Source organism: Streptomyces peucetius, assembly GCF_025854275.1.
Classification (GTDB): domain Bacteria; phylum Actinomycetota; class Actinomycetes; order Streptomycetales; family Streptomycetaceae; genus Streptomyces; species Streptomyces peucetius_A.
In genome coordinates, this window is the sequence record NZ_CP107567.1 from 702332 (window position 1) to 725964 (window position 23633).

Consider the following 23633-nt stretch of genomic DNA (forward strand, 5'->3'; position numbering starts at 1 on the left):
ACTGCCCTGCGTTACGCGCTAAAGATATGCAGCGGGGAATTCCGGCGCGCAACGGTGCAGCTGCATTCGGCTCAACCGGGAAAGGACTGCCACGTCCAGTCTGTTTATCGGCGGAAAATGGGTGGCCGCGTCGGGCGGCGCCACACGCGAAATTCTGAATCCCTTCGACCAGTCCGTGGTCAGAGCCGTGGACGAGGCCGACAGGACGGACGCGCTGGCGGCCGTCGCCGCGGCGAGGGCCGCGTTCGACCAGGGCGTCTGGCCGTCCTGGACTCCTCAGCAGCGTTCCGAACTGCTGCACAGGACGGCCGAGTACCTCCAGCGCGACCGTGCGGAGATCGCCCGGCTGGAAACGCTGGACACCGGAAAGACACTCGTCGAGAGCGGCATCGACGTCGACGACGTGACAGCGGTGTTCCGCTACTACGCGGGCCAGGCCGAGGCGGACTCCGGGCGGGTGGTGGACGCGGGCGACCCGAAGATCCGCAGCCGCGTCGTCCACGAGCCGGTCGGCGTGTGTGCGTTGATCACCCCCTGGAACTACCCGCTCCTCCAGGCGTCGTGGAAGGTGGCCCCCGCACTGGCCGCCGGGAACACCATGGTGCTCAAGCCCAGCGAGATCACCCCGCTGACCACCGTCAAAATGGTGGAGCTGATCGAGGAGGCCGGGGCGCCCGCCGGCGTGGTCAACCTCGTGCTCGGTGCGGGCGCGGCGGTCGGCGCGCCGTTGGTGGAGAGCCCCGATGTGGATCTGGTGTCCTTCACCGGCGGTCTGTCGACCGGTCAGATGATCATGCGCACGGCGGCCGACACGGTGAAGAACGTCGCCCTCGAGCTGGGCGGCAAGAATCCCAACATCGTGTTCGCCGACGCCGATGTCGAGACCGCGATCGACCACGCGCTCACCGCCGTGTTCTTCCACGCGGGGCAGGTGTGCTCCGCGGGCACCCGGCTCATCGTGGAGGACTCCCTGCACGACGACTTCGTCGCCGAACTGGTCGGCCGCACCGGGCGCATCCGTCTCGGCAACGGGCTGCACGAACACACCGAGAGCGGTCCGCTCGTCTCCGCGGAGCACCGGGACAAGGTCGAGTCCTATGTGCGGCTCGGCGTCGAGGAGGGCGCGAAGCTGGTCGCGGGCGGCAAGCGCCCGGACGAACCGGAGCTGCGAAACGGCTTCTTCTACCGGCCGACGGTGTTCGACGACTGCACACAGGACATGCGCATCGTGCAGGAGGAGACCTTCGGTCCCATCCTGACCGTGGAGCGCTTCACCGACGAGGACCGCGCGGTCGAACTGGGCAACCACACCGACTACGGTCTCGCCGGGGCCGTGTGGACCAGGGACGCCGCCCGGGCCGAGCGGGTGGCGCGGCGGCTGCGGCACGGCACGGTGTGGATCAACGACTTCGGCCCCTATCTGCCGCAGGCGGAGTGGGGCGGGTTCAAGCGTTCCGGGATCGGCAGGGAGCTCGGCCAGGAAGGGCTCGCCGAATACCGCCAGGCCAAGCACATCTACGAGAACACCGCTCCGGTGCCGCAGCGCTGGTTCGCCCGCTGAGCGGCCGACGGCACTGGGAGCCCGGCGCAGTGCACGGCCCGGGCAGGCCTCTGGTCTGCCCGGGCCGTGCACTGCGCCGACCGCCTCCTTGCCCCTGTGCCGCAGCGCAGCGGCCTCATCGGTCGGCATCCGTGTGCACGCCGCGCTCGTCGTCCGCGGGCGGAGCGCCCTCGCGTTCCAGGCGTTCTCCGAGCTCGTCCCGCACGAGGACGGACCGTTGAATGCCACCGGTGCGGTATGCGGTACGTCCCACGATCTGCCCGGTGACGGGAACGGTGACCAGCTGGAACAGGGCCACGAGCAGGACGACGGGAGCGTAGCGGCCCGGCACCTGAAGCGCCGTCCCCGTGAGGATCAGGACCAGACCCACCGACTGGGCCTTCGCCGAGGCATGCAGCCGGGTGACGGTGTCCGGGAAGCGCAGCAGCCCCAGCGCGGCGAGCAGGCACAGCCCGGCCCCGCCGAGGAGGAGCACGGCACAGGCGACGTCCCGCACGGTGTTCATCGCATGTGCTCCCGTTCTTCGACGAGATGGGCCGCGGCGATTGAGCCGATGAAGGCGAGCAGGGCCAGGACCAGCAGAACGGGCAGCGGGGTGGGGTCCGCACGGGCGGCCGCGTGGACGGCCGTGCCCGCGATGACCAGGGTCACCAGGACGTCCAGGGCCACGATCCGGTCGAGTGCGGCGGGTCCGCGCAACAGCCGGAACAAGGTCAGCAGCGCCGCGGCGGTGATCATGGCCAGGGCGGTCGTGAAGACGATGCTCATGACTCACTCCTCCTCGCCGCCGGGGGCGCCCGGCCCGTCCCCCCGGCCCAGTGTGCGCGTCACGCGCTCGTCCACGGCGCGGACCTCGCCCCGCCGGCGCTCGGGGCCGTCCGTGCCGCGGGCCGGGAGAGCGTGTACGTACAGGGTCTGCCCACCGCGGTCGATCTCCAACACGAGCGTCCCCGGGGTGAGCGTGGTGAGGTTGGCGACGGTCGTGACGAGGAGGTCCGTGTCGGCCCGCAGCGGTACCTCGACGATCGCGGCGGAGGTCCTACTGCCGTACCGGACGGCTTCCCATGCCACGGTGGCGGCGGAGCGGACGAGGTCGACGGCCAGGCGGCCCAGGAGCCGGACGATCCGGACCGGTCGCCGGCCCGCGGACGTGCGCACCGGCGGGAGCGGGAACGCCACGACGACGGCCAGGGCCATCAGAAGCCCGGACGTCACCACGAGGGGACTGAGCGATCCCCACAGCACCGCCCACAGCAGCCACAGCCAGCAGACCGCGGAAACGCGGCCCACGGCGCGCCGTTCGTCTCGCGTCACCGTTGCCCTCCCTCCTCGCCCAGTACGGCGGCTCGGTACTCCCTCGGGTCCAGGAGATCCTCCGCGGCCCGCTCACCGACGCGGGACAGCGGTCCGGCACCGGCCGCGATCGCCACCCCGGTCAGCGCCATGCCGGCGGTCGCGGCGAGCATGAGCGCCGTCCCGCGCCGCACGGTCCGTGGGGCTGCCGCGCCGCCCTCGGGCGGGGGCGGCGAAGGAGCGGGCCGAGTACCCGAGAACGCCGTGTTCCATACGCGTGCCATGGCGTAGAGCGTCAGCAGGCTCGTCAGCAGGGCAGCCGCCGCCAGTACGTGCCCGGCGGTACCCGCCGTCGCCGCCGCCCGGAGCAGGGCCAGCTTGGCCACGAAACCGGACAGGGGCGGGATGCCCGCGAGGCTGAGCGCGGGAAGGGCGAAGAGTACGGCGATCGCCGTGCCGGTGGCCGCCGTCCTGCCGTCCATGCGGTGCAGCGCGGTCGTGCCCGCTGTGCGTACGACGAGACCGGCGACGAGGAACAGCGTCGCCTGGACGACGATGTGGTGGACCACGTACAGGATGGTGCCGGTCAGCCCGGCAACGTCGAACAGCGCGAGACCCAGCAGCATGAAACCGATGTGGCTCACCAGGGTGAAGGACAGCAGCCGGTTGATGTCGTCCTGCGCGAGCGCGCCGAGGATGCCCACCAGAAGGGCGGCGATCGCCACGACGGCGAGCAGCAGCCACATCCCGGTGCGAGGGAAGAGCATGGTCTGGGTGCGCAGCACCGCGTACACCGCGACCTTGGTCAGCAGGGCCGCGAACACGGCGGTGATCGGCGCCGGCGCGGTGGGATAGCTGTCGGGGAGCCAGAAATGAAGCGGCACGACCGCCGCCTTGATGCCGAAGACCACGAGCATCAGCAGGCCCAGCGCGCTCCGCAGCTCGCCGGGCAGGGCGGCGAGACGCTCCGGCAGCTCGGCGAGCGTCACCGTTCCGGTGGCGGCGTACACCAGGGCCACGACCGTGATGAGCAGCAGCGAGGAAGTCAGAGAAACGATGGTGTACGTCATGCCGGCGCGTGTCCGGGGCTCGTTCGCGTCGAGGGTGATGAGCACGTACGAGGCCGCCAGCATCACCTCGAAGGCGACGAACAGGTTGAAGAGGTCGGCCGTCAGGTAGGCCAGGGCCACGCCGCCGAACAGCAGCAGGTACGCGGGGTGCAGGACGGCCGCCGTGCCGGGACGGTGGTCCGCGGTGCCCTGGCCGACGGCGAAAAGCAGCACGGCCAGCGCCACGAGCACGGAGACCATCAGCAGCAGCGCCGACAGGCGGTCGGCCACGAGCGCGATCCCCAGGGGCGGGGGCCAGCCGCCGGCGTGCACGGCCACGGGTCCCCGCTCGTCGGCAACCGTGAACAGGGCGATGGAGGCGGCGAGCACGCAGGTCAGGACGGCGATGCTGATCGCCCTGACAAGGGCTCGCGGCAGGTTGAACAGGAGTACGCCGGCGGCGAGCACCGGCAGCATGACCGGGACGGCGAGCAGGATGTCGGTCACAGGCGCTCCCCCGGTTCGTCGTCCTCGGCTCGGTCGTCCTCGCCGGACGGACCGGCGTCCGACCCGCCGTCGTCCGCCCGCTCACGGACGGTCCCGATGCGGCGGTCCTCGACGTCGTCGCGCACCTCGTCGTGTCCGGAGAGCCGCCAGGAACGGAAGGCCAGGGCCAGCAGGAACGTCGTGAGCCCGAAGGTGATGACGATCGAGGTCAGAGCCATGGCCTGCGGCAGCGGATCGGCGAACTCCTCCGGTTCCACGGCTTTGTCCCCGACGATCGGGGGCTTCCCCGGGCCGCCTCCCGCCACCAGGAGCAGCAGATTGGTGCCGTGCCCGAGGACGAGGAAGCCGAGGACGATCCGCATCAGCGACCGTTGCAGCATCAGGTAGAAACCGAGGGCGTACAGCCCGCCGACCACGACGGCCATGGTCAGGTCCAGTGTGTTCACGCCTCGTCGCTCCTCTCGGAACCGCCGGGCCCGCCCGCCCCGGAGCCGTCCGGCGCCGGCCCGTGCGGTGCCGCCGCGCGGCCGGGCATCGCCGTGTCCCGGGAGCGCCCGAGGGCGACGCCCGCGGCCGACAGCAGGGTGAGCGTGACTCCGACCACCAGCAGGTAGACGCCCATGTCGAAGAAGAGGCTCGTAGCGAACTCGACCTTTCCGAACACCGGCAGACGCGCCGTCACGACAGTGGCGGCCAGCGGCGGGCCGCCGAACAGGAGCGGCAACACGCCGACGGCGGACGCGAGGACGAGTCCCCCGCCGGCCAGGGCGCCCGCGCCGAGCGGCGCCGCCGTGCCCGGATCTGCTCTCCCTCCCACCAGGTACCTGAGGACGAATGCCTGACCGGCCACCAGCCCGCCGGCGAACCCGCCGCCCGGGTGCGAGTGGCCGGAGAACAGCAGGAAGAGGGAGAGCACAAGGATCGACGGGAAGAGCAGGCGGGTGACGACCTCGAGCAGTACGGAGCGCTCGCTCCCGGCGCGTTCGTCCGCGCCGGGCAGCCACTTCTCCCGCGGCTCGTCCCAGTGCGCCCTGGGGGAATCGTCCGGTTGCCCCGGCGCCCGTGGGGAATCGGGGTGCGACGGCCTCGCCTCGTTCCAGATCCGTACGAGACTGACGACTCCGATCGACGTGACCAGCAGCACGGAGATCTCGCCCAGGGTGTCCAGGGCGCGGAAGTCGACGATGACGGCGTTGACCACGTTGTGCGCTCCGGCCTCGTCCGCCCGGCGGAAATAGTCGGAGGCCACCGAGGGGCTTCGCCGGGCGGACGCGGCGACCAGCGCGAACGTGGCCACGAAGAGCCCCACGGCAACCGCGACGGCGGCACGTACGGTGCGGACGCGCCCGGTCGTTCCGCCGGGCGTGAACCTGGCCGGCATCCGGCGCAGCACCAGCACCACCACGACGAGCGTCATGGTCTCCACGAGGAACTGGGTGAGGGCCAGGTCGGGCGCGCCGCGCACCAGGAAGAGCCCCGCCACGCCGTAACCGGTGGCACCGACCAGGAGGACGCCGGTGAGCCTGTACCGGGTGGTCAGCACCATCGCCGCGGCGGCCAGCACCCCCGCGCCCAGCGGCAGTTCCAGGGCGGCCCGCCACAGCGGCGGTGACTCGATGCGCGGGATCATGGCCGCCAGGGCCGAACCGGGCAGCAGGACCACGGTCGTGAGGATGACGGCGAGGTAGACGGGCAGCGATCCGACCTGCGTGCGGCGCGTCAGCCGGGCTGCCGCCTCGTCCAGCGCGGCCAGCGTGCGGCGGTAGCCGGGCTGCTCCCCGGGCAGTTGTGGGGGCGCCGCGCGGGAAGGCCCCGAGACCGCGGACATGCCGGCCTGGCCGACGAGGTGCAGCAGCACACCGGCGAGCACCGCGAGCGCGGACAGTCCGAGTACGGGCGTCAAGCCGTGCCACAGAGCCGGTTCGTAGGGGGCGTCCGGGCCGGCCGGATAGCCGTCGGCGTAGGGGCGCACCGCCCGGTCCGTACCCGACGCCCACAGGCCGCCCACCAGTCCGGCGGCCGCCAGGACGGCCGCGGGTGCGACGAAACCGGCGGCGGGCGGCCGCGGTTCCTTGTCACCGGGGCGGGAGGCGCCGCCGAACGCCCCGGCGAGGAAGCGGACGGCGTAGGTCACCGTCAGGGCCGAGCCGAGGACCAGTGCCGCGAGCAGCCAGCCGTGCGCGGCGAAACCGGGGGCGTGGAGGAACGCCTCGAACGCGGCTTCCTTGCCGAGGAAGCCGATGAGCGGGGGCAGTCCCGCCATGGAGGCGGTCGCGAGGACGGCGACGGCGAACAGCACGGGCAGCCGGCGTCCCACGCCGGACAGTTCGCGTATGTCCCGCGTACCGATGCGGTGATCGATGATCCCGGTCACGAGGAACAGGGCCGCCTTGAACGCCGCGTGGGCGAGCAGCAGCACGGCGCCCGCCAGGGCGGCGGTCCGGGTGCCCGCTCCCAGCAAGGCGATCAGCATGCCCAGTTCGCTGATCGTGCCGTAGGCGAGGAGCTTCTTCAGGTCGGTCTCCCGCAGGGCGCACCACGCGCCGAGCACCAGGCTCGCCAGTCCCACGGTGAACACCATGGGACGCCAGGGTCCCGCGGGGGCCAGCCCGGGGGCGAGCCTGGCGACGAGATACACACCGGCCTTGACCATGGTGGCCGCGTGCAGATAGGCGCTCACGGGAGTCGGCGCCACCATCGCGGCGGGCAGCCAGCTGTGCAGCGGCATCTGGGCGGACTTGGCGAACGCGCCGATCAGCACCAGGACGACCGCGGCGGTGACCGCGCCGCCCCGCGGCGGGTCCGCGACGATCGCCGAGACCCGGTACGTACCGGCCGCCTCGCCCAGCAGGACGAATCCGAACAGCATGGCGAGGCCGCCCCCGGCCGTCACGAGCAGCGCCTGCACGGCGGCGCGGCGGCGCTCCGCCCGGTTCCCGCGTCCGGCGATGAGCAGGAACGACACGACGGTCGTGAGTTCCCAGAACACGTACAGCACAAAGAGGTTGTCGGCGAGGACGAGACCCGTCATCACCCCGGCGAAGGCCAGCAGCAGCGCGGACTCCCGGCCGGGGTCGTGTTGCGTGTAGTGGCGGGAGTAGAGGAGGACGGCGGCTCCCACGCCTCCGACGACCCACAGCATCAGCATCGAGAGGCCGTCGAGCCTCAGGTCCACGACGAGTCCCAGCGCCGGCGCCCATGCCCAGGACTCGTCGGCGGTGCCGCCGGCCAGCACCTCCGGGGCGTGGAGGCCGGCCCAGACGGCGGTTGCGAGCGGCACGGCGGCGGCGAGGTACCAGGCGGTGCGGGTGAACCGGCGTGCCCACCACGGCAGCACCAGGGCGACCGCCGCGTGGAGCGCCAGCAGGACCAGCACGTTCCGTCCCCCCTTCGCTGCTCGGCAGGTCCCCTGATCGATCGGCGGTGGCACGGCCTCGACGGCTGCTGCCGTTCGGGCCGCCCGTCGCCGTGCGAAGCAGTCGGCCGGCCCGCCGAGCATTTTCCAGCCGGGGCGCCGGGGCGGAGCGCCACCACGCGGGGCGTCCGGTCAAGTCCCCCGGGTGGCGGTGCGGGGCTGCCAAGGGGCTTCACCGGGCGGTGGCGAGCGGTGGCGCGGCGTCGCCGGTGGTGGCGTCGCCGTCGCCGGGTTCACGCCCTGACCGGGGTGTAGCCGTGGTCCGCGGCGTAGGCGGCGAAGGTCTGTCTGGGGGTTCCGTCTGTCCGCAGGAAGTAGGTCCCCAGGGTGGCGGCGAGGTTCTCGAGGGCCTTGCCGAGCATGGCGGCGCTCATGCGCACGGCTGCTTCTCGGGAGTGCTGTCCCTGGACGGCGAGGTCAGCGGCGTAGTCGGCCATCGCCGCCAGGGCCGTGTCGGGTTCGCCGTCGTGGAAGTAGTAGGTCTCGGCGTGCTGGGTCAGGTCGATGCGGACGTGGTTCACGTCCTCGGCGAGCTGTTGGAGCAAAACCGCGGTGGCCGTCGTCCCGGGCGGAGGCGGGAGACCCGTGGTGCGCAGCGACGACAGACGCGTGGCCAGCAGCCGCCGGCGGGTCAGCGCGGGGTAGATCTGGCTGATCCAGGAGACGGCGGCCGTCAGCAGGGCGAAGCCGATCAGGGCCTCCAAGGGGGCGGCGACGCGGAGCCACGCGTCGGTGGGGGCGATGTCGCCCAGGCCGAGGGTGCCGACCATGACCAGGGAGAAGTACAGGCCGTCCACGATGTCGGTGCGCTCCTCGGGCCGGAGGCCGGGACCATAGGAGAAGCCGTCGGGGATGTGGGGCCAGTAGACGAGAGTCCATCCGGCCACGATGATCAGAGCCCACATGAGGATCACGGCGATCATCGCCAGCGGGCCGGCCAGGGCCGCGACCGTGCCGTCGGCGCCGAAACGGCGGACCAGCCGCCACAGCCCCGTCATCACCGCCGTGCTCAGGCTGCCCCGGCCGGTGGGGTGCCACAGGGTGTGGAACAGATCGCGCAGGGCGACCAGCACCAGCAGCACCCCTGCCGCCGTGATCAGCCACTCCACGCTGCGCCTCCTTCTCCACCCGCCCCTGCTCGGCGTTCGACTGAGTGCCCGCCGTGCCCGTCACCGCGACGCGCCGTGCGGGCGGCTCGGCGTCGTCCGGCCGGGCCGGTCCCGTGCACGGAACCGTCGTCGGGCCGTGGCACGGGCTGTTCGACGGCGGATCACCACTCGGGTACCCGGACCGGGTCGCGGGACACGGAACACGTGGTCTCGGGACACGGGCCGGGACGACGGCGGCCGGCGCGGTGGTCCGGCTGTCCGGCGGCGGGTGCCGGCCGGCGCGGTACGGGGCGTGGGCCCGGGCCGCTCCCCGCGGTTCAACGCCGGGACTCGGCCCGGGTCGCGCCGATGCCGGCGGCCACCACCAGCGCGGTTCCGGCGAGTTGCAGGACCCCGGGCGTCTGCGCGATGAGGACCATGCCCGCCAGGAGACTGACGGCCGGTTCCAGACCGGCCAGGGTGCCGTACGTGGTCTTCCCGATGCGCTGGAGGGCCTTCATCTCCAGCAGGAACGGCACCAGCGGCATGAGCACCGCGATTCCCGCCGCGGCGGCCGCCGTCTGCCAGGTGAGGGCCGCCAGTGCGCCCGGCGCCCCGAACGGCGCGGCGGCGACGGCCGCGACCGCCAGGGACACCGCCAACGCGTGCGGTGCCGAGAGCCGGCTGCCGACGTGGGCGGTCCCGACGACGTACAGCGCCCAGCAGGCCGCCGAGCCCAGGCCGAAGAGCACGCCGGTCAGGCTCGTGGCACCCGTCCATGGCGAGGTGAGCAGTACGACTCCGGCTCCGGCCAGCGCCAGCCAGGCGAGCTCTCTGCGCCGGGACGACGCGAGGACGGCGACGGCGAGCGGGCCGAGGAACTCCAGCGCCGTGGCGGTGCCCAGCGGCAGACGCGCGGCGGCTTCGGAGAACAGCAGCATCATCCCCGCGCTGGCGACGCCGAGGAGGCCGGTCGCCAGCAGATCGCGCGGCGGGGTCGTGCGCAGCGTCCGCCACAGCGACCTCCCGGTGAACACGGTGAGGAAGACGGCGGCGAACGTGAGGCGCAGCCAGGTCGTGCCCGCCGGACCGAGGGAGTGGAACAGCTCGGTCGCCAGTGCGCTGCCGGTGTGCAGCACGACCATGGCGATGAGGACGAGTGCCGCCCCCGGCATACGGCGGGGGCGGGCGGCCTGCCCCGTTCCTGTCCGGGCCCGCGCGTCGGCGGCGGGGACGGCGACGACATGAGGAGCGGCAGGAGCGGCGGGTGTGGCGGTGGCGTGGGTGTTCTCGGTGGTCACCGGACCCATTGGACCGGCCCCGCTATGTTTCTGTCCACGGGCCGAAAGTGGATCGACCGGCCACCATTGGTGGACAATGTGTGGATGAGCGCGAAGGGCACGGACGGCGGCACGGAGATCGGCCCGCAACAGCTGCCCGACCTGGGGCGGCTGCGGCTGCTGGTCGAGCTGCACCGGCTGGGCACCATGGCCGCCGTGGCCGCGAGTACCGGATACGGAACCTCGGCCGTCTCCAAGCATCTGGCGGTCCTGGAACAGGAGGTCGGCATCCCGCTGCTGGCACCGGTCGGCCGCCGGGTGCAGCTCACACCGGCAGGTGAGCGACTGGTCGAGCACGCGGTGGGCATCCTGGCCGCGGTCGAGGAAGCGCAGGCCGAACTGCGTGGGACGGCCGATCCGGTCGGGCGGGTGCGGCTGGCGAGCTTCTTCACGGCGGTCGAGCCGGTGGTGCTGCCGGCGCTGGCCCGTCTGCGGGAGCAGTATCCGCGGGTCGCGGTGGAGGTGTACGAGCACGAGCCGGAGCACACGGCCCGGCTGCTGCGGTCGGGAAGTGCCGACCTGGGCGTGGTGTACGACTACAGCCTCGTACCGCGCGCCGTGCCGCCTGGTCTGAGCGCCCGGCAGTTCGAGGAGCAACCGCTGTACCTGGCCGTTCCCGCGAACCATCCGGACGCCGGCCGCCCTCTCGCCCTGTCCGGGCTGGCGGAGTTCGCCGGCACGGGCTGGATCGCCAATTCCCGTGGCACCGATGACGACGAGCTGGTGCAGCGCGTGTGTGCGATGGCCGGCTTCGTGCCCCGGATCGCCCACCGCGTGGACAGTCTCCATCTGGTCAACAGCCTCGTCGGAGCGGGTCTCGGGGTGGCCGTGCTCGCGAGCTCCGGTATCGAACGGCACCGGACGGACGTCGCCTTCCGGCCACTGGACCCGCTGGCCGGCACCCGCCGCAGTGCGCTGCTCGCGCGTGCCGGCCAGTGGTCGTGGCCTCCCGTCGCCGCGCTGGCGGCGATCGTCATGGAAGGCCCCTGCTGACCGCGGTCGACGGACGGTCGCCGTGCGGGCCGCCGACGTCCCGTCAGCCGGGCGGCCGGCCGGTGCGGAGCATGTGCCGGACAGCCGACCCGGCCGGCCCCTGGGTCGCGGGAATGCCGTAGGCGCCCTCGTCTCCGAGGCGGGGCAGCACTGCCGCGACGGTGACACCCTCCTCGTACAGCTCGATCACGCGGGGATTGCTGTAGGAGTCACGGCAGACGGCGGGGGTGCCCGCCGGGACGGCGCACAGGGGGCTGCGGCCGTTTCGGCCGCAGCTGCCAGGGCACCCGCCATGCATCGCATCGGAGGTGAACCATGCCAGGACGCGAAGAGCTTCCTTCGACACTGGAGCGCTCGCCCAAGGACGCGCAGCGCACCTGGATCAAGGCCCACGACTCGGCTGTCGAGCAGTACGGGGAGGGTGAGCGGGCCCACCGGGTCGCCTTCAGCGCGTTGAAGCACAAGTACGAGAAGGTCGCGGACCACTGGGAGCGGAAGGAGCAGGGCCGCAAGGGCCCCTCCGACCCGCGCGCCGCGACTCCGCGGCAGAAGCCGGCCCGCAGTGGTGAGGGCGTCGACGAGAACGCCACCGTGCAGCACCTGTACGAGGTGGCCCGGCGCCTGGACATAGGCGGCCGGTCGAAGATGAGCAGGGCGGAACTGCTCGAGGCGATCCGCAAGGAGAACCGTTCGAAGACGCGTGAAGCCCGGTCCTGACAGGGGCGGCGTGGGCAGGCGCACGGGACCGCCGACCGACAGGAGCCATGTATGAGCAGCAGCCGGACGGGTGCCGCATGAGCCGCAACAGCGACTACGGGAAGCGGCAGTTCAAGCGGTCGCCCAGCCACTTCACCGACCGCATCACTCGGGACGGGAGGGACGGCTGGCCGGTGGAGCCCGGCCGCTACCGTCTGGTGGTCAGCCGGGCGTGCCCCTGGGCGAGCCGTGCGCTGGTCTCCCGCCGCCTGCTGGGCCTGGAGGACGCGCTCCCGGTCGCCGTGGCCGATCCGGTCCAGGACGACCGCAGTTGGCGCTTCACCCTGGATCCCGGCGGCAAGGACCCCGTGCTCGGCATCCGGTACCTCTTCGAGGCGTACGACGCACGGGAGACGGACTACCCGGGGGGTGTCAGTGTGCCCGCCGTGGTGGACGTCCCGACCGGGAAGCTGGTCACCAACGACTACCTGCGCATCACGCTGGACCTGGCGACGGAGTGGCGTGAGCTGCATCGCCCGGGCGCGCCCGATCTGTATCCCGAGGCGCTGCGCGCGGAGATCGACGCGGTGATGGACGACATCTACCGCGACCTCAACAACGGCGTCTACCGTGCCGGTTTCGCGACGGGTCAGCAGGAGTACGAGGAGGCGTACACGGACGTCTTCCGCCGGCTGGACGCCGTGACCGAGCGCCTGAGGGATCAGAGGTATCTGGTCGGCGACACCGTCACCGAGGCCGACATCCGGCTGTTCACGACCCTGGTGCGGTTCGACGCGGTGTACCACGGCCACTTCAAGTGCAACCGCTACAAGATCGCGGAGAACGAGGTGCTGTGGGGGTACCTCCGCGACCTCTACCAGACCCCGGGCTTCGGCGACACGGTGGACTTCGACCACATCAAGCGGCACTACTACACGGTCCACACCGGCATCAATCCCACCGGCATCGTTCCGGCGGGGCCCGATCTGTCGGGGCTGACCACCCCGCACCACCGGGAGAGGCTCGGCGGCCGCCCCTTCGGGGACGGCATTCCGCCGGGGCCGCCGCCGGCGGGAGAACGGATCGCGCCGGACGGCACCGCTCCCGCACGGCCCTGATCGCCTCCGCCAAAGGCCCCGCGGTGGGGGCCGTACTTCACGCAGCTCATGTCCTTCACGCAGCTGACGTCCTTCTCGTAGCGTCCGAGCCCCTCGGACGCATACCCCCCTCCGGTATAGTTGGAGACAAAGGGAAGGAGTGATCCGATGGTTCAGGACGTGTACGACGTGAAGGGCATGACGTGCGACCACTGCGTGCGCGCGGTGACGTCGGAGGTCGGCGCACTGCCCGGCGTCGAGCAGGTGGACGTCGACCTCTCCACGGGCGAGGTGACGGTCAGCAGCAGGGACCGGCTCGACTACGACTCGATCGCCGCCGCCGTGGACGAGGCGGGATACGAGCTCGTCGGGCGTGACACGAAGTGACGCCGGGCGCCTGGGAGGCACTGCGACGAACCGCTGCCCACCCACTGGTCCGCGTCGTGGCGGTGGCGCTGCTGCAACATGCCGCGTCTCGGCTGGCCGAATCACCCTCCGCCGCCTCGGCCGCCCCGGCCGCACGCGGCGGATGCGGGAACCCGGCGGCGACGAAGGCGACGGCAGTCGAACGCCCGGAGTGAGGAGCACCGAAGGGGCGGACCGATACGGTCCGCCCCTTCGTGCCGGGACGCCGCCTTCAGCCCCGAGCGGGACAGCGACTGCGACCCCCGCCCACCCGGCTCGGGAAGGCCGGCCGGCACTCTCCCCCTTGCGCCATATACGCCTGGGGGGTATACATGGAGGCTCCAGATACCCCCTAGGGGTATGATTCTCAGGAGGATCCATGTCGGCATGCTGTACACCTGACGGAAGCTGCAACACCGGCGCGGCAGCTCAGCCCGCGACCGCCACGGCCGTGTCCGACGCCCACACCACCGTCTACAAGGTCGGCGGAGTCGGCAGCGCGCACTGCCAGGGAGTGGTCACCGAGGCTCTCGGCGGACTCGACGGCGTCCTGGCTGTCGACGTCGAGATCGGCACCGGCCTCGTCACGGTCACCACCGGCGGCGCACCCGAGGACGAGCTGATCGCGAGCACCGTCGAAGAGGCCGGCTACGCCTACGCCGGCCGCGCCTGACATCAGAACCCGGCCGGGGCCGACGGCCCCGGCCCCGATTCGTTACGTTCCCAGCACGAGGAGCAAGTCATGGGTACCCCGACGACGACAGCCGGCACAGCCGCGGTCGAGCTCGCCATTGGCGGCATGACCTGCGCCTCGTGCGCGGCGCGTATCGAGAAGAAGCTCAATCGCATGGACGGTGTCGAGGCGACGGTGAACTACGCCACCGAGAAGGCGAAGGTGACCTTCACCGAGGATGTCGCCGTCGCCGATCTGATCGCCACGGTCGAGGCCACCGGATACACGGCGCACGAGCCCACCCCTCCCCGCCCGGAGAGCAGGGCCGGCGGCACCGACGGGGCCGACGAGGAGAGCAGGGCGGACGAGGAGCTGCGGCCGTTGCGGCAGCGGTTGGTGACGGCGGTGGTGCTGGCCGTGCCGGTGATCGCGATGGCCATGGTCCCGGCGTTGCAGATCGAGTACTGGCAGTGGCTGAGTCTGACGCTGGCCGCGCCGGTCGTCACCTACGCCGCGTGGCCGTTCCATCGTGCGGCGTGGACGAACGCGCGGCATGGTGCGGCGACGATGGACACGCTGATCTCGGTGGGGACGTCGGCGGCGTTCGTGTGGTCGGTGTGGGCGTTGTTCTTCGGGACGGCCGGTACGCCGGGGATGACGCATCCGTTCGAGTTCACGATCGCGCGCAGTGACGGGGCGGGGAACATCTATCTGGAGGCGGCGGCGGGGGTGACGGCGTTCATCCTGGCGGGCCGGTACTTCGAGGCGCGGTCGAAGCGGAAGGCGGGTGCGGCGCTCAAGGCGTTGCTGGAGTTGGGGGCGAAGGAGGTCACCGTGGTGCGCGGTGGCCGTCAGGAGACGATCGCGACCGGGGATCTGGTGGTGGGTGACCGGTTCCTGGTGCGGCCCGGTGAGAAGATCGCCACGGACGGCACGGTGGTGGAGGGGTCGTCGGCGGTGGATGCGTCGATGCTGACCGGTGAGTCGGTGCCGGTGGAGGTGTCGGTCGGTGACGCGGTGACCGGGGCGACGTTGAACGCGGGTGGCCGGCTGGTGGTGGAGGCCACCCGGGTGGGGGCGGACACGCAGTTGGCGCGGATGGCGAAGCTGGTGGAGGACGCGCAGAACGGCAAGGCCGCGGCGCAGCGGCTGGCCGACCGGATCTCCGCGGTGTTCGTGCCCGTCGTGATCGCTCTGGCGCTGGGCACGTTGGGGTTCTGGCTCGGCAACGGCTCGGGGTTGACGGCGGCGTTCACCGCGGCGGTCGCCGTGTTGATCATCGCCTGCCCCTGTGCGCTGGGTCTGGCCACCCCGACCGCGTTGATGGTCGGCACCGGTCGCGGCGCGCAGCTGGGGATTCTGATCAAGGGCCCGGAGGTGCTGGAGACCACCCGCAAGGTCGACACCATCGTGCTGGACAAGACCGGCACGGTGACCACCGGGCGGATGACGCTGCTGGCCGTCCACACCGTCGAGGGCACCGAGGAGAGGGAGGTGCTGCGGCTGGCCGGTGCGCTGGAGAACGCCTCCGAGCACCCCGTCGCCCAGGCCGTGGCCACCGGCGCCGCCGAGCGGCTCGGCGCCCTGCCGGACCCGGAGGACTTCGCCAACGTCCCCGGCCTGGGCGTGCAGGGCATCGTCGACGGCCACGCCGTCCTCGTCGGCCGCACCAAACTCCTGGCCGAGTGGTCCATCGAGCTGCCCGCCGATCTGGCCCGGGCCCGGCACGACGCCGAGGCCGCCGGCCGCACCGCGATCACCGTCGCCTGGGACGGAGCCGCCCGCGCCGTCCTGGAGGTCGCCGACGCCGTCAAGGACACCAGCCCCCAGGCCATCCGCCGCCTGCGCGCCCTGGGCCTGACCCCGATCCTGCTGACCGGCGACAACAAGACCGTCGCCGACAGCGTCGCCACCGAGGTCGGCATCGACGAGGTCATCGCCGAGGTCATGCCCGAGGACAAGGTCGACGTCGTCAAACGCCTCCAGGCCGAAGGCCGCAGCGTCGCCATGGTCGGCGACGGCGTCAACGACGCCGCCGCCCTCGCCCAGGCCGACCTCGGCCTCGCCATGGGCACCGGCACCGACGCCGCCATCGAAGCCGGCGACCTCACCCTCGTCCGCGGCGACCTGAACGCCGCCGCCGACGCCATCCGCCTCTCCCGCCGCACCCTGGGCACCATCCGCTCCAACCTCTTCTGGGCCTTCGCCTACAACATCGCCGCCCTCCCCCTCGCCGCCGCCGGACTCCTCAACCCCATGATCGCCGGAGCCGCCATGGCCTTCTCCTCCGTCTTCGTCGTCGGCAACTCCCTGCGCCTGCGCAGCTTCAAAGCAACCTGAGCGGAGGCTCCAAGAGAAATGGCCGGTTACGAGCACCAGAAGGACGACGTACTCAGGCGCCTCAAGCGCATCGAAGGCCAGGTGCGCGGCCTGCACCGCATGGTCGACGAAGACACCTACTGCATCGACGTCCTCACGCAGATCTCGGCAACGGGTGCCGCGTTGAGGTCATGCGCACTCGCTCTGCTGGACGAACACCTCAACTGCTGCGTCGCCGAAGCGGTTTCGGCGGGCGGTGACCAGGCCAAGGCCAAGGTGAGTGAGGCCTCGCAGGCCATCGCACGACTCGTGAAGGCGTAAGAGGCCGGGAATCGCCGACACGACCGTCCGCCATACCCCGAGGGGGTATGGCGGATCCGTCGTGCAGGCCTCACCCTACGATGTGACACATCGTGAGCGGTTCGGGGCGGGGAGAGGGACATCGTGCGACGGCTGGGGGAACTGGAAGCGGAGATCATGGACCGCCTCTGGCGATGGCAGACACCGTCGACGGTCCGCCGGATCGTCGACGACCTCAACCGGAGCCGGCCGATCGCCTACACCACGGTCATGACGGTCGCCGACATCCTGCACACCAAGGGCTGGCTGCGGCGCGAGAAGGTGGGACGCGCCTGGGTCTACGAGGCCCGGCAGAGCCGGGAGCAGTACACGGCCGGCCTGATGCAGGCCGCCCTCGGAGACACCGAGAACAGGCAGGGAGCCCTCCTCCACTTCGTCGAGCACATGTCCACGGAGGACGTACAGGCCCTGGACGCCGCGCTGCGCGCGGTCCACCGGCCCGACGCCGACGGCAGTTCACGGTGAACCACCACGTGGTGCCGCCACTGGTGCTGGCGATCCTCGCAGGGGCGGTCCTCCCGCTCCCGCTCGCCCGTAGCCGCTGGTCCCACCAGGCCCCCCGGCTGGCGATCGCCACCTGGACCGTCCTTGCCGGCGTCTTCACCGTGGCATCGGCGCTGACCGTGCTCCAGCTGCTGCTCCCTTACAGAAGCAGCCACCGCCTCGCCGACGGCCTGGAGGACTGCCTGCCGTGGACGCCGCGCGGCTGTGCGGCGCCCGGGGCCGGAAGTCTCGTCCCCGCCGACTTCTTGGCGGCGCTCGGCGCAACAGCGGTACTCCTTCTTCCTGTGGCCCTGTTTCTGCGGCAGGCAATCCATGCCCGGCGCCGGCGGTCGCGCCATGCCGAATTGCTGCACTTCATCGGCCGGACGGAATCAAGGCTGGGAGCGACGGTCCTGGACCATCCGACTCCGGCCATTTACTGCTTGCCCGGGCGGACATCGCGAGTGGTTGTCAGTACGGGCGCGCTCCGCGTCCTCACCGGCGCCCAACTCGACGCCGTGCTCCACCATGAACGAGCACATATCACCGGTCGGCACCACCTGCTGACCGTGGGCGCGCAGGCCGCCGCCCACATATTCCCCGCCCTGCCACTCTTTCGGCATATTCAGGATGCCGTACCGCTGCTGCTGGAGATGGCCGCCGACGACCGAGCGCTGCGCCGGTGCTCACGAGAAGCGCTCGCCACGGCGCTGTACGCGATGGCAGCAGGGCAGGCGCCCCAGCCGGCCATGGCGGCCGGCGGCCCTTCCGCCGTTCTGCGCGTCCGCCGGATTCTGACGCCTGAAGCTGGACATCCCGTACTGCAGGGGTTGTTGACGACCGCCGCCGCCATCGGAGCGGTCACACCGTTGGTCATGGCCTGTTGTTCAATACCGGGCTAATTCTTTTACGGAAGTACTTAGTACTTTCGTAAATCCTCTGTATGCGGCCGGGAACGTCAATGGGCGGCTATTGTGGGCTCGTTGGAGCATGTGACACACCCTCGGGAGGTCCAGAGCCCATGCACCCCGTGGAGGTGCGTTCCGCAACCCCTGCCGAGGCATCCGCAATATCGCGCCTCCTGGCAGAAGCAATACGCGACACCTATACCGGCGTTCTGGATGAAGCGGCCGTCCAGCACTTGGTGAGCAGCAATTGCTCACTGACCCGCATCAGGGCCGAGATCGGCATCCCCGGCGGCGCACCCGGGTGGCTCGGGTGGCTCGTCGCCATGGAGGGCGACCGAGTGGTGGGCGCCGCCGCCGGAGGCGTACCGACCGCCGGCGAGGGTGAGTTGTACACCCTGTGCGCCGCGCTCGACCGACGCGGCAGGGACGTCGGAAGCACGCTGCTCACCGCGGCGACGGAGCTCATGCTCGAACACGACGCCGAGCAGCAGTCGGTGACGCTGCACTCGGAGCAGGACCCGACCGGGGGTTTCTTCCGCCGCCACGGGTTCACCGGCTCGGGCACCCGGCTGGTGCGCGGCCTGTAGAGACGGGCGACGCACCGGCAGCGCACGTCACCGTCCTCCGCGAACATCCGTGGCGCATCCACGCTATGGCGTGGATGCGCAACCGTTGGCGCTGGCCCCACCGGCGGGGTTCGGGAACCATTGTGGTCAGCGGGGTTCCGGCGGAGCCGGGCCCAGCCTCGACGGCAGGACCAGGCCGAGCGCCCGCGGAGGACCCATGCGCACCCAGACCGAGACTCCCGTGCGCGCCGCACTCGACGTCCTGTCGGTTCGGACCCCGGTCGCACCGCCCCTGCCCTTGCGGCTCCCGGGCCTGGAGTCGGTGTCACCGATCGACGAGCAGGACATGTGGCTGCACGAATCGCTGCTCGGCCCGTACAGCGAGGACATCCTGGAGTATCTGAACCTGGCCAGGCGCACCGGCGGCCGGGTTCTCGACCTGGGTTCCGGTTCCGGGCGGCTGGCCGTGCCGTTCGCACAGCACGGCTTCCAGGTGGACGCCGTGGACAGGGACGCCGCGAGCCTCGCACGGCTGCGTTCGTGGGCCGCCCGTATCGGTCCGCGCGCCCGGTGCTCCCTCTCCACCACCCGCGCGGATCTCGATCACCTGAAACTGCATCAGCACTACGACCTGGCGATCCTGGCAGGGGCCATGGTGTCCGCGGTGTCCCCCGACGCCCGCCCGGGGCTGTTGCACGAGGTCGCCTCCCACCTGAACAGAGGCGGCATGCTCGCGCTCGACTACACGTCGCACGAGCTCGACGGGCTCTCCCGGGCGCCGCGCCGCACGTGGCGCTTCCAGGTGCCGCGCTTCGACGGCCGTTCCGAGTGGACCGTGGCCCGGCAGGTGTTCGATCCGGAGGCCATGACCGAGCGGATCACGTACCACTCGGAGCGCTCCGGAGCCGGAGCGCAGACCCACAGCTCGGTGCTGACCACGTTCAAGTGGGTCGTCGACCAGGACATTCTGCGGGACGAGCTCGACGCGGCCGGCCTCCGTGTCGCCGAGCGGAAGCAACAGCGCCTCGATCGCCGGACCTTGAGCGTCTTCCTCGTCTGTCACGCACAGAAGTGACTCGCGTCACATCATCGATCAAGGGTGCGAGGCGTGCACCACATCTGTGTCTAAGGTGTGACGGGGTGCGATGTTTCCAGGTGAGCCAGGGGGGCGCTGCGCGTGGGGAAAACCGACAAAACAGGGACGCAGTCGGCCGATCTGACACTTTCCTTGTACCAGGAGCTGCGTGCCCGCGGGGCGGGAAGCTACGAGAAGGCAGTCGTCGATCTGGAGCTGGACGTCGACGAACGGGAGCGATGTCGCTCCGAGTTGCTGGACTTAGGTCTCATCGTCCCCACGGGCGAGAAGCATGCCAGCCGTCTCGACGCGGAGGGCGACGCGCCCGGCGACGCCGAAACCGACACCGTCGCGGTCATCGACCCGGAGATCGCGTTGCTCCGGCTGCTCCAGCGCGAGCAGCAGCGCCTCCAGGAGCATCTCGCCGAGGCCGACCGGTCGTACAGCGCGCTCGAATCACTGGCCGGCCGCTTCCTGAGGCCCGGCACCCTCACCAAGGGCACCGAGGTCGAAGTCGAGGTTCTCACCGACTACCGCCGTATCCAGCAGGTGCTCGAAGACATGAGCCACGTGGTGCGGCACGAAGAAGCCATGATGCATCCGGGGACGCTGCAGCGGGAGTTCCCCGAACGCGTCCTGGAGCGTGACCGGCGCCAGCTCGACAAGGGCGTACGCATCCGGGCGATCTTCAACCAGCGGTTCGTCTCCGTGCCCGAGCAGGCCGAGTACTTCCGGCGCAAGGCCGAGCAGGGTGCCGAGATCCGCATGTCCCCGGTGGTGCCCATGAACATGGTCATCGCCGACCACCATTTCGCCCTCATCCCGCTGGATCCGTCGAACCCGACCCTGGGCGCCATCCTCGCCCGCGGCGCCGCGCTGGTCCGCTCCTATCTGGCCCTCTACGAGTACTGCTGGCACACGGCCACGCCCTATGGGGAAGTGCTCAACTCGGAACAGGGCGGCGACGGTCTGACGGAACAGCAGCGGGCGGCCCTGCGCATGCTCGCGTCGGGCATGAAGGACGAGAAGATCGCCCGCAGCATGGGCGTCTCCTTGCGGACCGTCAGCCGCATGCTGTCGGAGGTCATGGCCGAACTCGGCGCGTCCAGCCGTTTCGAGGCGGGCGTACGGGCCGCGCGGCTCGGCTGGCTCGACTGAGCCTCCTGGCTCCCCACCGGGCGGCCCTCGTCACTTCTTGGGGACCAAGAGGTACGATGCCCGCAAAGGTTTGGTCCAACCAGGTGGCGGAGATCATGACACGCGAGGTAATGACGACCGAGCGCGATGCGGCGATACAGCGGCTCCGCGACGTCGGCCTGCGCGTGACGGGTCCGCGCCTCGAGATCCTGCAGATCCTGGCCGGCGGCGCCCATCTGGATGTGGAGTCCCTGACCGCCGCAGCGCGCGAGAAGTTGGGCACGCTCACCAGCCAGGCTGTTTATGAAATGCTTCGGCATTTTCTCGAGACCGGGCTTGTGACGAAATTCGACCGTCCAGGATGGCCGGCGGTCTTCGAAATCGCCGGGAAATCGCATCACCACGCGCTCTGCACGGCCTGCGGTCGCGTCGACAACGTGACGAGCACGGCCCCGCGTAAACCGGTCGCCAGCTTGCCCGGGTGGGACATCCAGGGCTCGGAGATCGTGTTCAAAGGCATATGCCCCGACTGCCGGTCCGCAAGCGGCGATTAGCCGCACAGAGACGGCGAAGGCCCGGAGTGACCCTGCCGCCAAGGTCTCTCCGGGCCTTTCCGCATTTCTCAGCCCTGCGACGGCGCCGGCCACTCACCGTCCGCCGGCTGCACCAGCTCCGGCTCCGGCGCAGGCCACTCGCCATCGCCGGACTCCGACGGAGCCGGCGTGGGCGCCGGCCACTCACCGTCGGCCAGCACCACGGCCGGGCCGGGCGCCGGCCACTCGCCGTCGCCCTCCGCCTGCGCGGCATTGCCCTGACCGGCCGCCATCACCGGCGGAAGGGCTATTGCGGAACACAGAACCGCGGCCACGACCAGCTGCCGAACGACCTTGCGCATTCCGTAAATGCGAACGTGAGCAGACATGTTTCCTCCAGGATGCGAATCGGTATTCCGTCTCCGGGGCCCGTGCCGCCGGGCTCTCGAAGACATCTAAATAATCGCTCAGGACGAGCGGCGCATCCATAGTTTTCAGCGTCGTGGACCTGCCATGGCGTAGACGCGTCACCGCTCGAATCACAAGGGCAGCGTCAAAGGGCTCCTGCGGCACCGGAAAACGAACCGCCAGAACGCATTGGGTGAAGACCGGGGAACGGCACGGCCGACGGAACGGAGAGCGCCACAGGGCTCCCGCGGCAGGCACACGCCGGCCGCGAGACGACGAGGGCGAAGCCCCGACCGGGGGCGTCGCCCTCTTGAGCACGCTCATCTTTTGGTCAAACCAAAACAGATGCTAGACTGGCGGTTCGGCTCCCCTGTTCCTCCAGGAGGGGGTTGCCGACGGGGCAGGGGCATGCCGCCGCCCTTGCCCCATCCGACTTCCCGGCCCGCAGGGCGCGTTCGTACACGGTCAGCGTCCTGTCGGCGGCCGCCTCCCAGCTCATCGCCCGCGCGTGACGCACCGCGGCGTGTCCCATCGACGTCACCGCACCGGGGTGACGCGCCAGCCACAACAGCCGGTCCGCGTAGTCGGCGGGATCGTGGCCGCGTACGAGCAGTCCCGTGACGCCGTCCCACACGGCCGTGGGCAGTCCGCCGACGTCCGACGCAAGCACCGGGGTTCCGCAGGCCTGTGCCTCGAGTGCCACCAGACCGAAGGACTCGCTGCGAGAGGGAACGACCAGAACGTCCGCCGCCCGATACCACTCGGCCAGCTCCTCCTGGGACATGGCCGGCTCGAAACGCATGACGTCAAGGACTCCCTCCTGCCCGCACAGGTTCTCCAGCGCGTCCGGTGCGGCGACAGCACCACGGCCGCTCAGCCCGCCGACGACGGGCACGACCGTGCGGCCGCGCAGTCCCGGTGCCGAGCGAAGAACTTCGCCCACCGCTTCGACCAGGACGTCCGGGCCCTTGAGCGGCTGGATGCGACCGGCGAAGAGCGGCACGAAGGCGTCCGACGGCAGCCCCAGGCGCGCCCGGGCCCCCTGCCGTCCGTGTCCCGGACGGAACAGCCGCGTGTCCACTCCCGGACTCACCACCTCGGTGCGCATCCGGTCGGCGCCGTACAGGCCCACCAACGCGGCGGCTTCGTCGGGGGTGTTCGCTATGAGACGGTCCGCCGCCCGCACGACACCGGCTTCGCCGCGGATGCGCCACTCGGGCTCGGGGACGTCACCGGGCGCCAGACAGGAGTTCTTCACCTTGGCAAGCGTGTGCATGGTGTGCACCAGGGGAACCCGCCAGTGCTCCGACGCGAGTGCTCCGGCCTGCCCGGACAGCCAGTAGTGGGAATGGACCAGGTCGTACGGACCCTCGGTCCTGGCCCTGATCAGAGCCAGCGAGAACTCCAGCAGGAGGTCACGCATCGACTCCTTCGACAGCGGCTCGCAGGGACCGGCGTGCAGATGCCGGACCCGGACCCGGTCGGCCGTCCGCACCGACTCGGGCTGCCCCTCCCCCCGGCAGCGGGTGAAGAGGTCGACGGAGGCGTTCCGGTCGGCGAGGGCACGTGCGAGCTCGAGCATGTAGACGTTCATGCCGCCGGCGTCTCCGGTGCCGGGCTGGTGCAGGGGTGAGGTGTGGACGCTGAGCATGGCGATGCGCAGGGACACAGCAGCTCCTCAATCGGAGGCCGCGCGCCCCTGCGCCGCGTCGGATCGCCGGCGCCCG

The 23633-nt window shown here is 71.1% G+C and carries 24 protein-coding genes and 1 pseudogene; 14 read left to right on the forward strand and 11 right to left on the reverse strand.

The window, feature by feature from the left end; translation table 11 throughout:
* Window positions 1-64: 64 nt before the first annotated feature.
* Window positions 65-1561: an aldehyde dehydrogenase family protein gene (locus OGH68_RS03245; RefSeq protein WP_413471080.1), complete on the forward strand. Its 1497-nt coding sequence runs from the start codon at window positions 65-67 to the stop codon at window positions 1559-1561.
* A 115-nt stretch (window positions 1562-1676) separates the two neighbouring features.
* Here the strand turns inward: OGH68_RS03245 and mnhG are convergent, their stop codons facing one another.
* From mnhG to OGH68_RS03285, 8 genes are all read right to left on the reverse strand, one after another.
* Window positions 1677-2066 carry a monovalent cation/H(+) antiporter subunit G gene (gene mnhG / locus OGH68_RS03250; protein ID WP_264241783.1) on the reverse strand — a complete coding sequence of 130 codons (390 nt, stop codon included), beginning with the start codon at window positions 2064-2066 and terminating at the stop codon, window positions 1677-1679.
* Entirely contained in the window at window positions 2063-2329 is a 267-nt protein-coding gene (locus tag OGH68_RS03255) for a monovalent cation/H+ antiporter complex subunit F (protein WP_264241784.1), read from the reverse strand. Before OGH68_RS03255 ends, mnhG begins: the two co-directional genes overlap by 4 nt.
* 3 nt (window positions 2330-2332) lie before the next feature.
* Window positions 2333-2875 (reverse strand): Na+/H+ antiporter subunit E, encoded by a 543-nt coding sequence (locus OGH68_RS03260; protein ID WP_264241785.1) that lies wholly within the window; start codon window positions 2873-2875, stop codon window positions 2333-2335.
* The gene (locus OGH68_RS03265; RefSeq protein WP_413471081.1) at window positions 2872-4380 is read right to left on the reverse strand and encodes a Na+/H+ antiporter subunit D; all 1509 of its coding nucleotides are present in this window, start codon (window positions 4378-4380) and stop codon (window positions 2872-2874) included. The genes OGH68_RS03260 and OGH68_RS03265 overlap by 4 nt, the downstream gene beginning before the upstream one ends.
* Window positions 4381-4406: 26 nt before the next feature.
* The gene (locus OGH68_RS03270; RefSeq protein ID WP_264241787.1) at window positions 4407-4856 is read right to left on the reverse strand and encodes a Na(+)/H(+) antiporter subunit C; all 450 of its coding nucleotides are present in this window, start codon (window positions 4854-4856) and stop codon (window positions 4407-4409) included.
* A complete protein-coding gene (locus OGH68_RS03275) occupies window positions 4853-7786 on the reverse strand; it encodes a Na+/H+ antiporter subunit A (RefSeq protein WP_264241788.1) in 2934 nt (977 codons plus the stop codon). The genes OGH68_RS03270 and OGH68_RS03275 overlap by 4 nt, the downstream gene beginning before the upstream one ends.
* 272 nt (window positions 7787-8058) lie before the next feature.
* Window positions 8059-8934, reverse strand: coding sequence for a potassium channel family protein (locus tag OGH68_RS03280; protein WP_264241789.1), 876 nt, complete (start codon window positions 8932-8934; stop codon window positions 8059-8061).
* A gap of 317 nt (window positions 8935-9251) precedes the next feature.
* Window positions 9252-10214 (reverse strand): EamA family transporter, encoded by a 963-nt coding sequence (locus tag OGH68_RS03285; protein WP_264241790.1) that lies wholly within the window; start codon window positions 10212-10214, stop codon window positions 9252-9254.
* Between the two features lie 84 nt (window positions 10215-10298).
* Here OGH68_RS03285 and OGH68_RS03290 point away from each other — a divergent pair, with 84 nt between their 5' ends.
* Complete coding sequence (locus tag OGH68_RS03290) at window positions 10299-11246, forward strand: LysR family transcriptional regulator (protein WP_264241791.1); 948 nt, start codon at window positions 10299-10301, stop codon at window positions 11244-11246.
* Between the two features lie 43 nt (window positions 11247-11289).
* On the opposite strand, the pseudogene OGH68_RS03295 reads toward OGH68_RS03290, so the two are convergent.
* Window positions 11290-11475, reverse strand: a pseudogene (locus OGH68_RS03295) (DNA topoisomerase IB); the annotation flags it as partial.
* Between the two features lie 86 nt (window positions 11476-11561).
* Here OGH68_RS03295 and OGH68_RS03300 point away from each other — a divergent pair.
* The 12 genes from OGH68_RS03300 (at window position 11562) to OGH68_RS03355 (ending at window position 21519) form a co-directional block, all read left to right on the forward strand.
* A complete protein-coding gene (locus tag OGH68_RS03300) occupies window positions 11562-11963 on the forward strand; it encodes a ChaB family protein (protein WP_264241793.1) in 402 nt (133 codons plus the stop codon).
* A 47-nt stretch (window positions 11964-12010) separates the two neighbouring features.
* A complete protein-coding gene (locus OGH68_RS03305) occupies window positions 12011-13060 on the forward strand; it encodes a glutathione S-transferase family protein (RefSeq protein ID WP_264241794.1) in 1050 nt (349 codons plus the stop codon).
* Between the two features lie 147 nt (window positions 13061-13207).
* The gene (locus OGH68_RS03310) at window positions 13208-13426 is read left to right on the forward strand and encodes a heavy-metal-associated domain-containing protein (protein WP_264241795.1); all 219 of its coding nucleotides are present in this window, start codon (window positions 13208-13210) and stop codon (window positions 13424-13426) included.
* A 469-nt stretch (window positions 13427-13895) separates the two neighbouring features.
* Window positions 13896-14117 (forward strand): heavy-metal-associated domain-containing protein, encoded by a 222-nt coding sequence (locus tag OGH68_RS03315; RefSeq protein WP_319020178.1) that lies wholly within the window; start codon window positions 13896-13898, stop codon window positions 14115-14117.
* A 69-nt stretch (window positions 14118-14186) separates the two neighbouring features.
* On the forward strand, window positions 14187-16457 hold the full coding sequence (locus tag OGH68_RS03320) for a heavy metal translocating P-type ATPase (protein WP_264241797.1): 2271 nt from the start codon (window positions 14187-14189) through the stop codon (window positions 16455-16457).
* A gap of 18 nt (window positions 16458-16475) precedes the next feature.
* On the forward strand, window positions 16476-16757 hold the full coding sequence (locus OGH68_RS03325; RefSeq protein ID WP_264241798.1) for a metal-sensitive transcriptional regulator: 282 nt from the start codon (window positions 16476-16478) through the stop codon (window positions 16755-16757).
* Between the two features lie 123 nt (window positions 16758-16880).
* Entirely contained in the window at window positions 16881-17261 is a 381-nt protein-coding gene (locus OGH68_RS03330; RefSeq protein ID WP_264241799.1) for a BlaI/MecI/CopY family transcriptional regulator, read from the forward strand.
* A 23-nt stretch (window positions 17262-17284) separates the two neighbouring features.
* Window positions 17285-18181 carry a M56 family metallopeptidase gene (locus OGH68_RS03335; RefSeq protein WP_264241800.1) on the forward strand — a complete coding sequence of 299 codons (897 nt, stop codon included), beginning with the start codon at window positions 17285-17287 and terminating at the stop codon, window positions 18179-18181.
* A gap of 242 nt (window positions 18182-18423) precedes the next feature.
* Window positions 18424-18774 (forward strand): GNAT family N-acetyltransferase, encoded by a 351-nt coding sequence (locus tag OGH68_RS03340; protein ID WP_264249886.1) that lies wholly within the window; start codon window positions 18424-18426, stop codon window positions 18772-18774.
* A gap of 196 nt (window positions 18775-18970) precedes the next feature.
* Window positions 18971-19828, forward strand: coding sequence for a class I SAM-dependent methyltransferase (locus OGH68_RS03345; protein ID WP_264241801.1), 858 nt, complete (start codon window positions 18971-18973; stop codon window positions 19826-19828).
* 153 nt (window positions 19829-19981) lie between these two features.
* Window positions 19982-20986: a helix-turn-helix transcriptional regulator gene (locus tag OGH68_RS03350; protein WP_264241802.1), complete on the forward strand. Its 1005-nt coding sequence runs from the start codon at window positions 19982-19984 to the stop codon at window positions 20984-20986.
* A 95-nt stretch (window positions 20987-21081) separates the two neighbouring features.
* Window positions 21082-21519, forward strand: a complete 438-nt coding sequence (locus tag OGH68_RS03355) for a Fur family transcriptional regulator (RefSeq protein WP_264241803.1) — start codon at window positions 21082-21084, stop codon at window positions 21517-21519.
* Window positions 21520-21587: 68 nt separating this feature from the next.
* Here OGH68_RS03355 and OGH68_RS03360 read toward each other — a convergent pair whose 3' ends face one another.
* Window positions 21588-21860 (reverse strand): hypothetical protein, encoded by a 273-nt coding sequence (locus tag OGH68_RS03360; RefSeq protein ID WP_264241804.1) that lies wholly within the window; start codon window positions 21858-21860, stop codon window positions 21588-21590.
* A gap of 377 nt (window positions 21861-22237) precedes the next feature.
* The gene (gene mshA, locus OGH68_RS03365; RefSeq protein ID WP_264241805.1) at window positions 22238-23575 is read right to left on the reverse strand and encodes a D-inositol-3-phosphate glycosyltransferase; all 1338 of its coding nucleotides are present in this window, start codon (window positions 23573-23575) and stop codon (window positions 22238-22240) included.
* Between the last annotated feature and the right edge of the window lie 58 nt (window positions 23576-23633).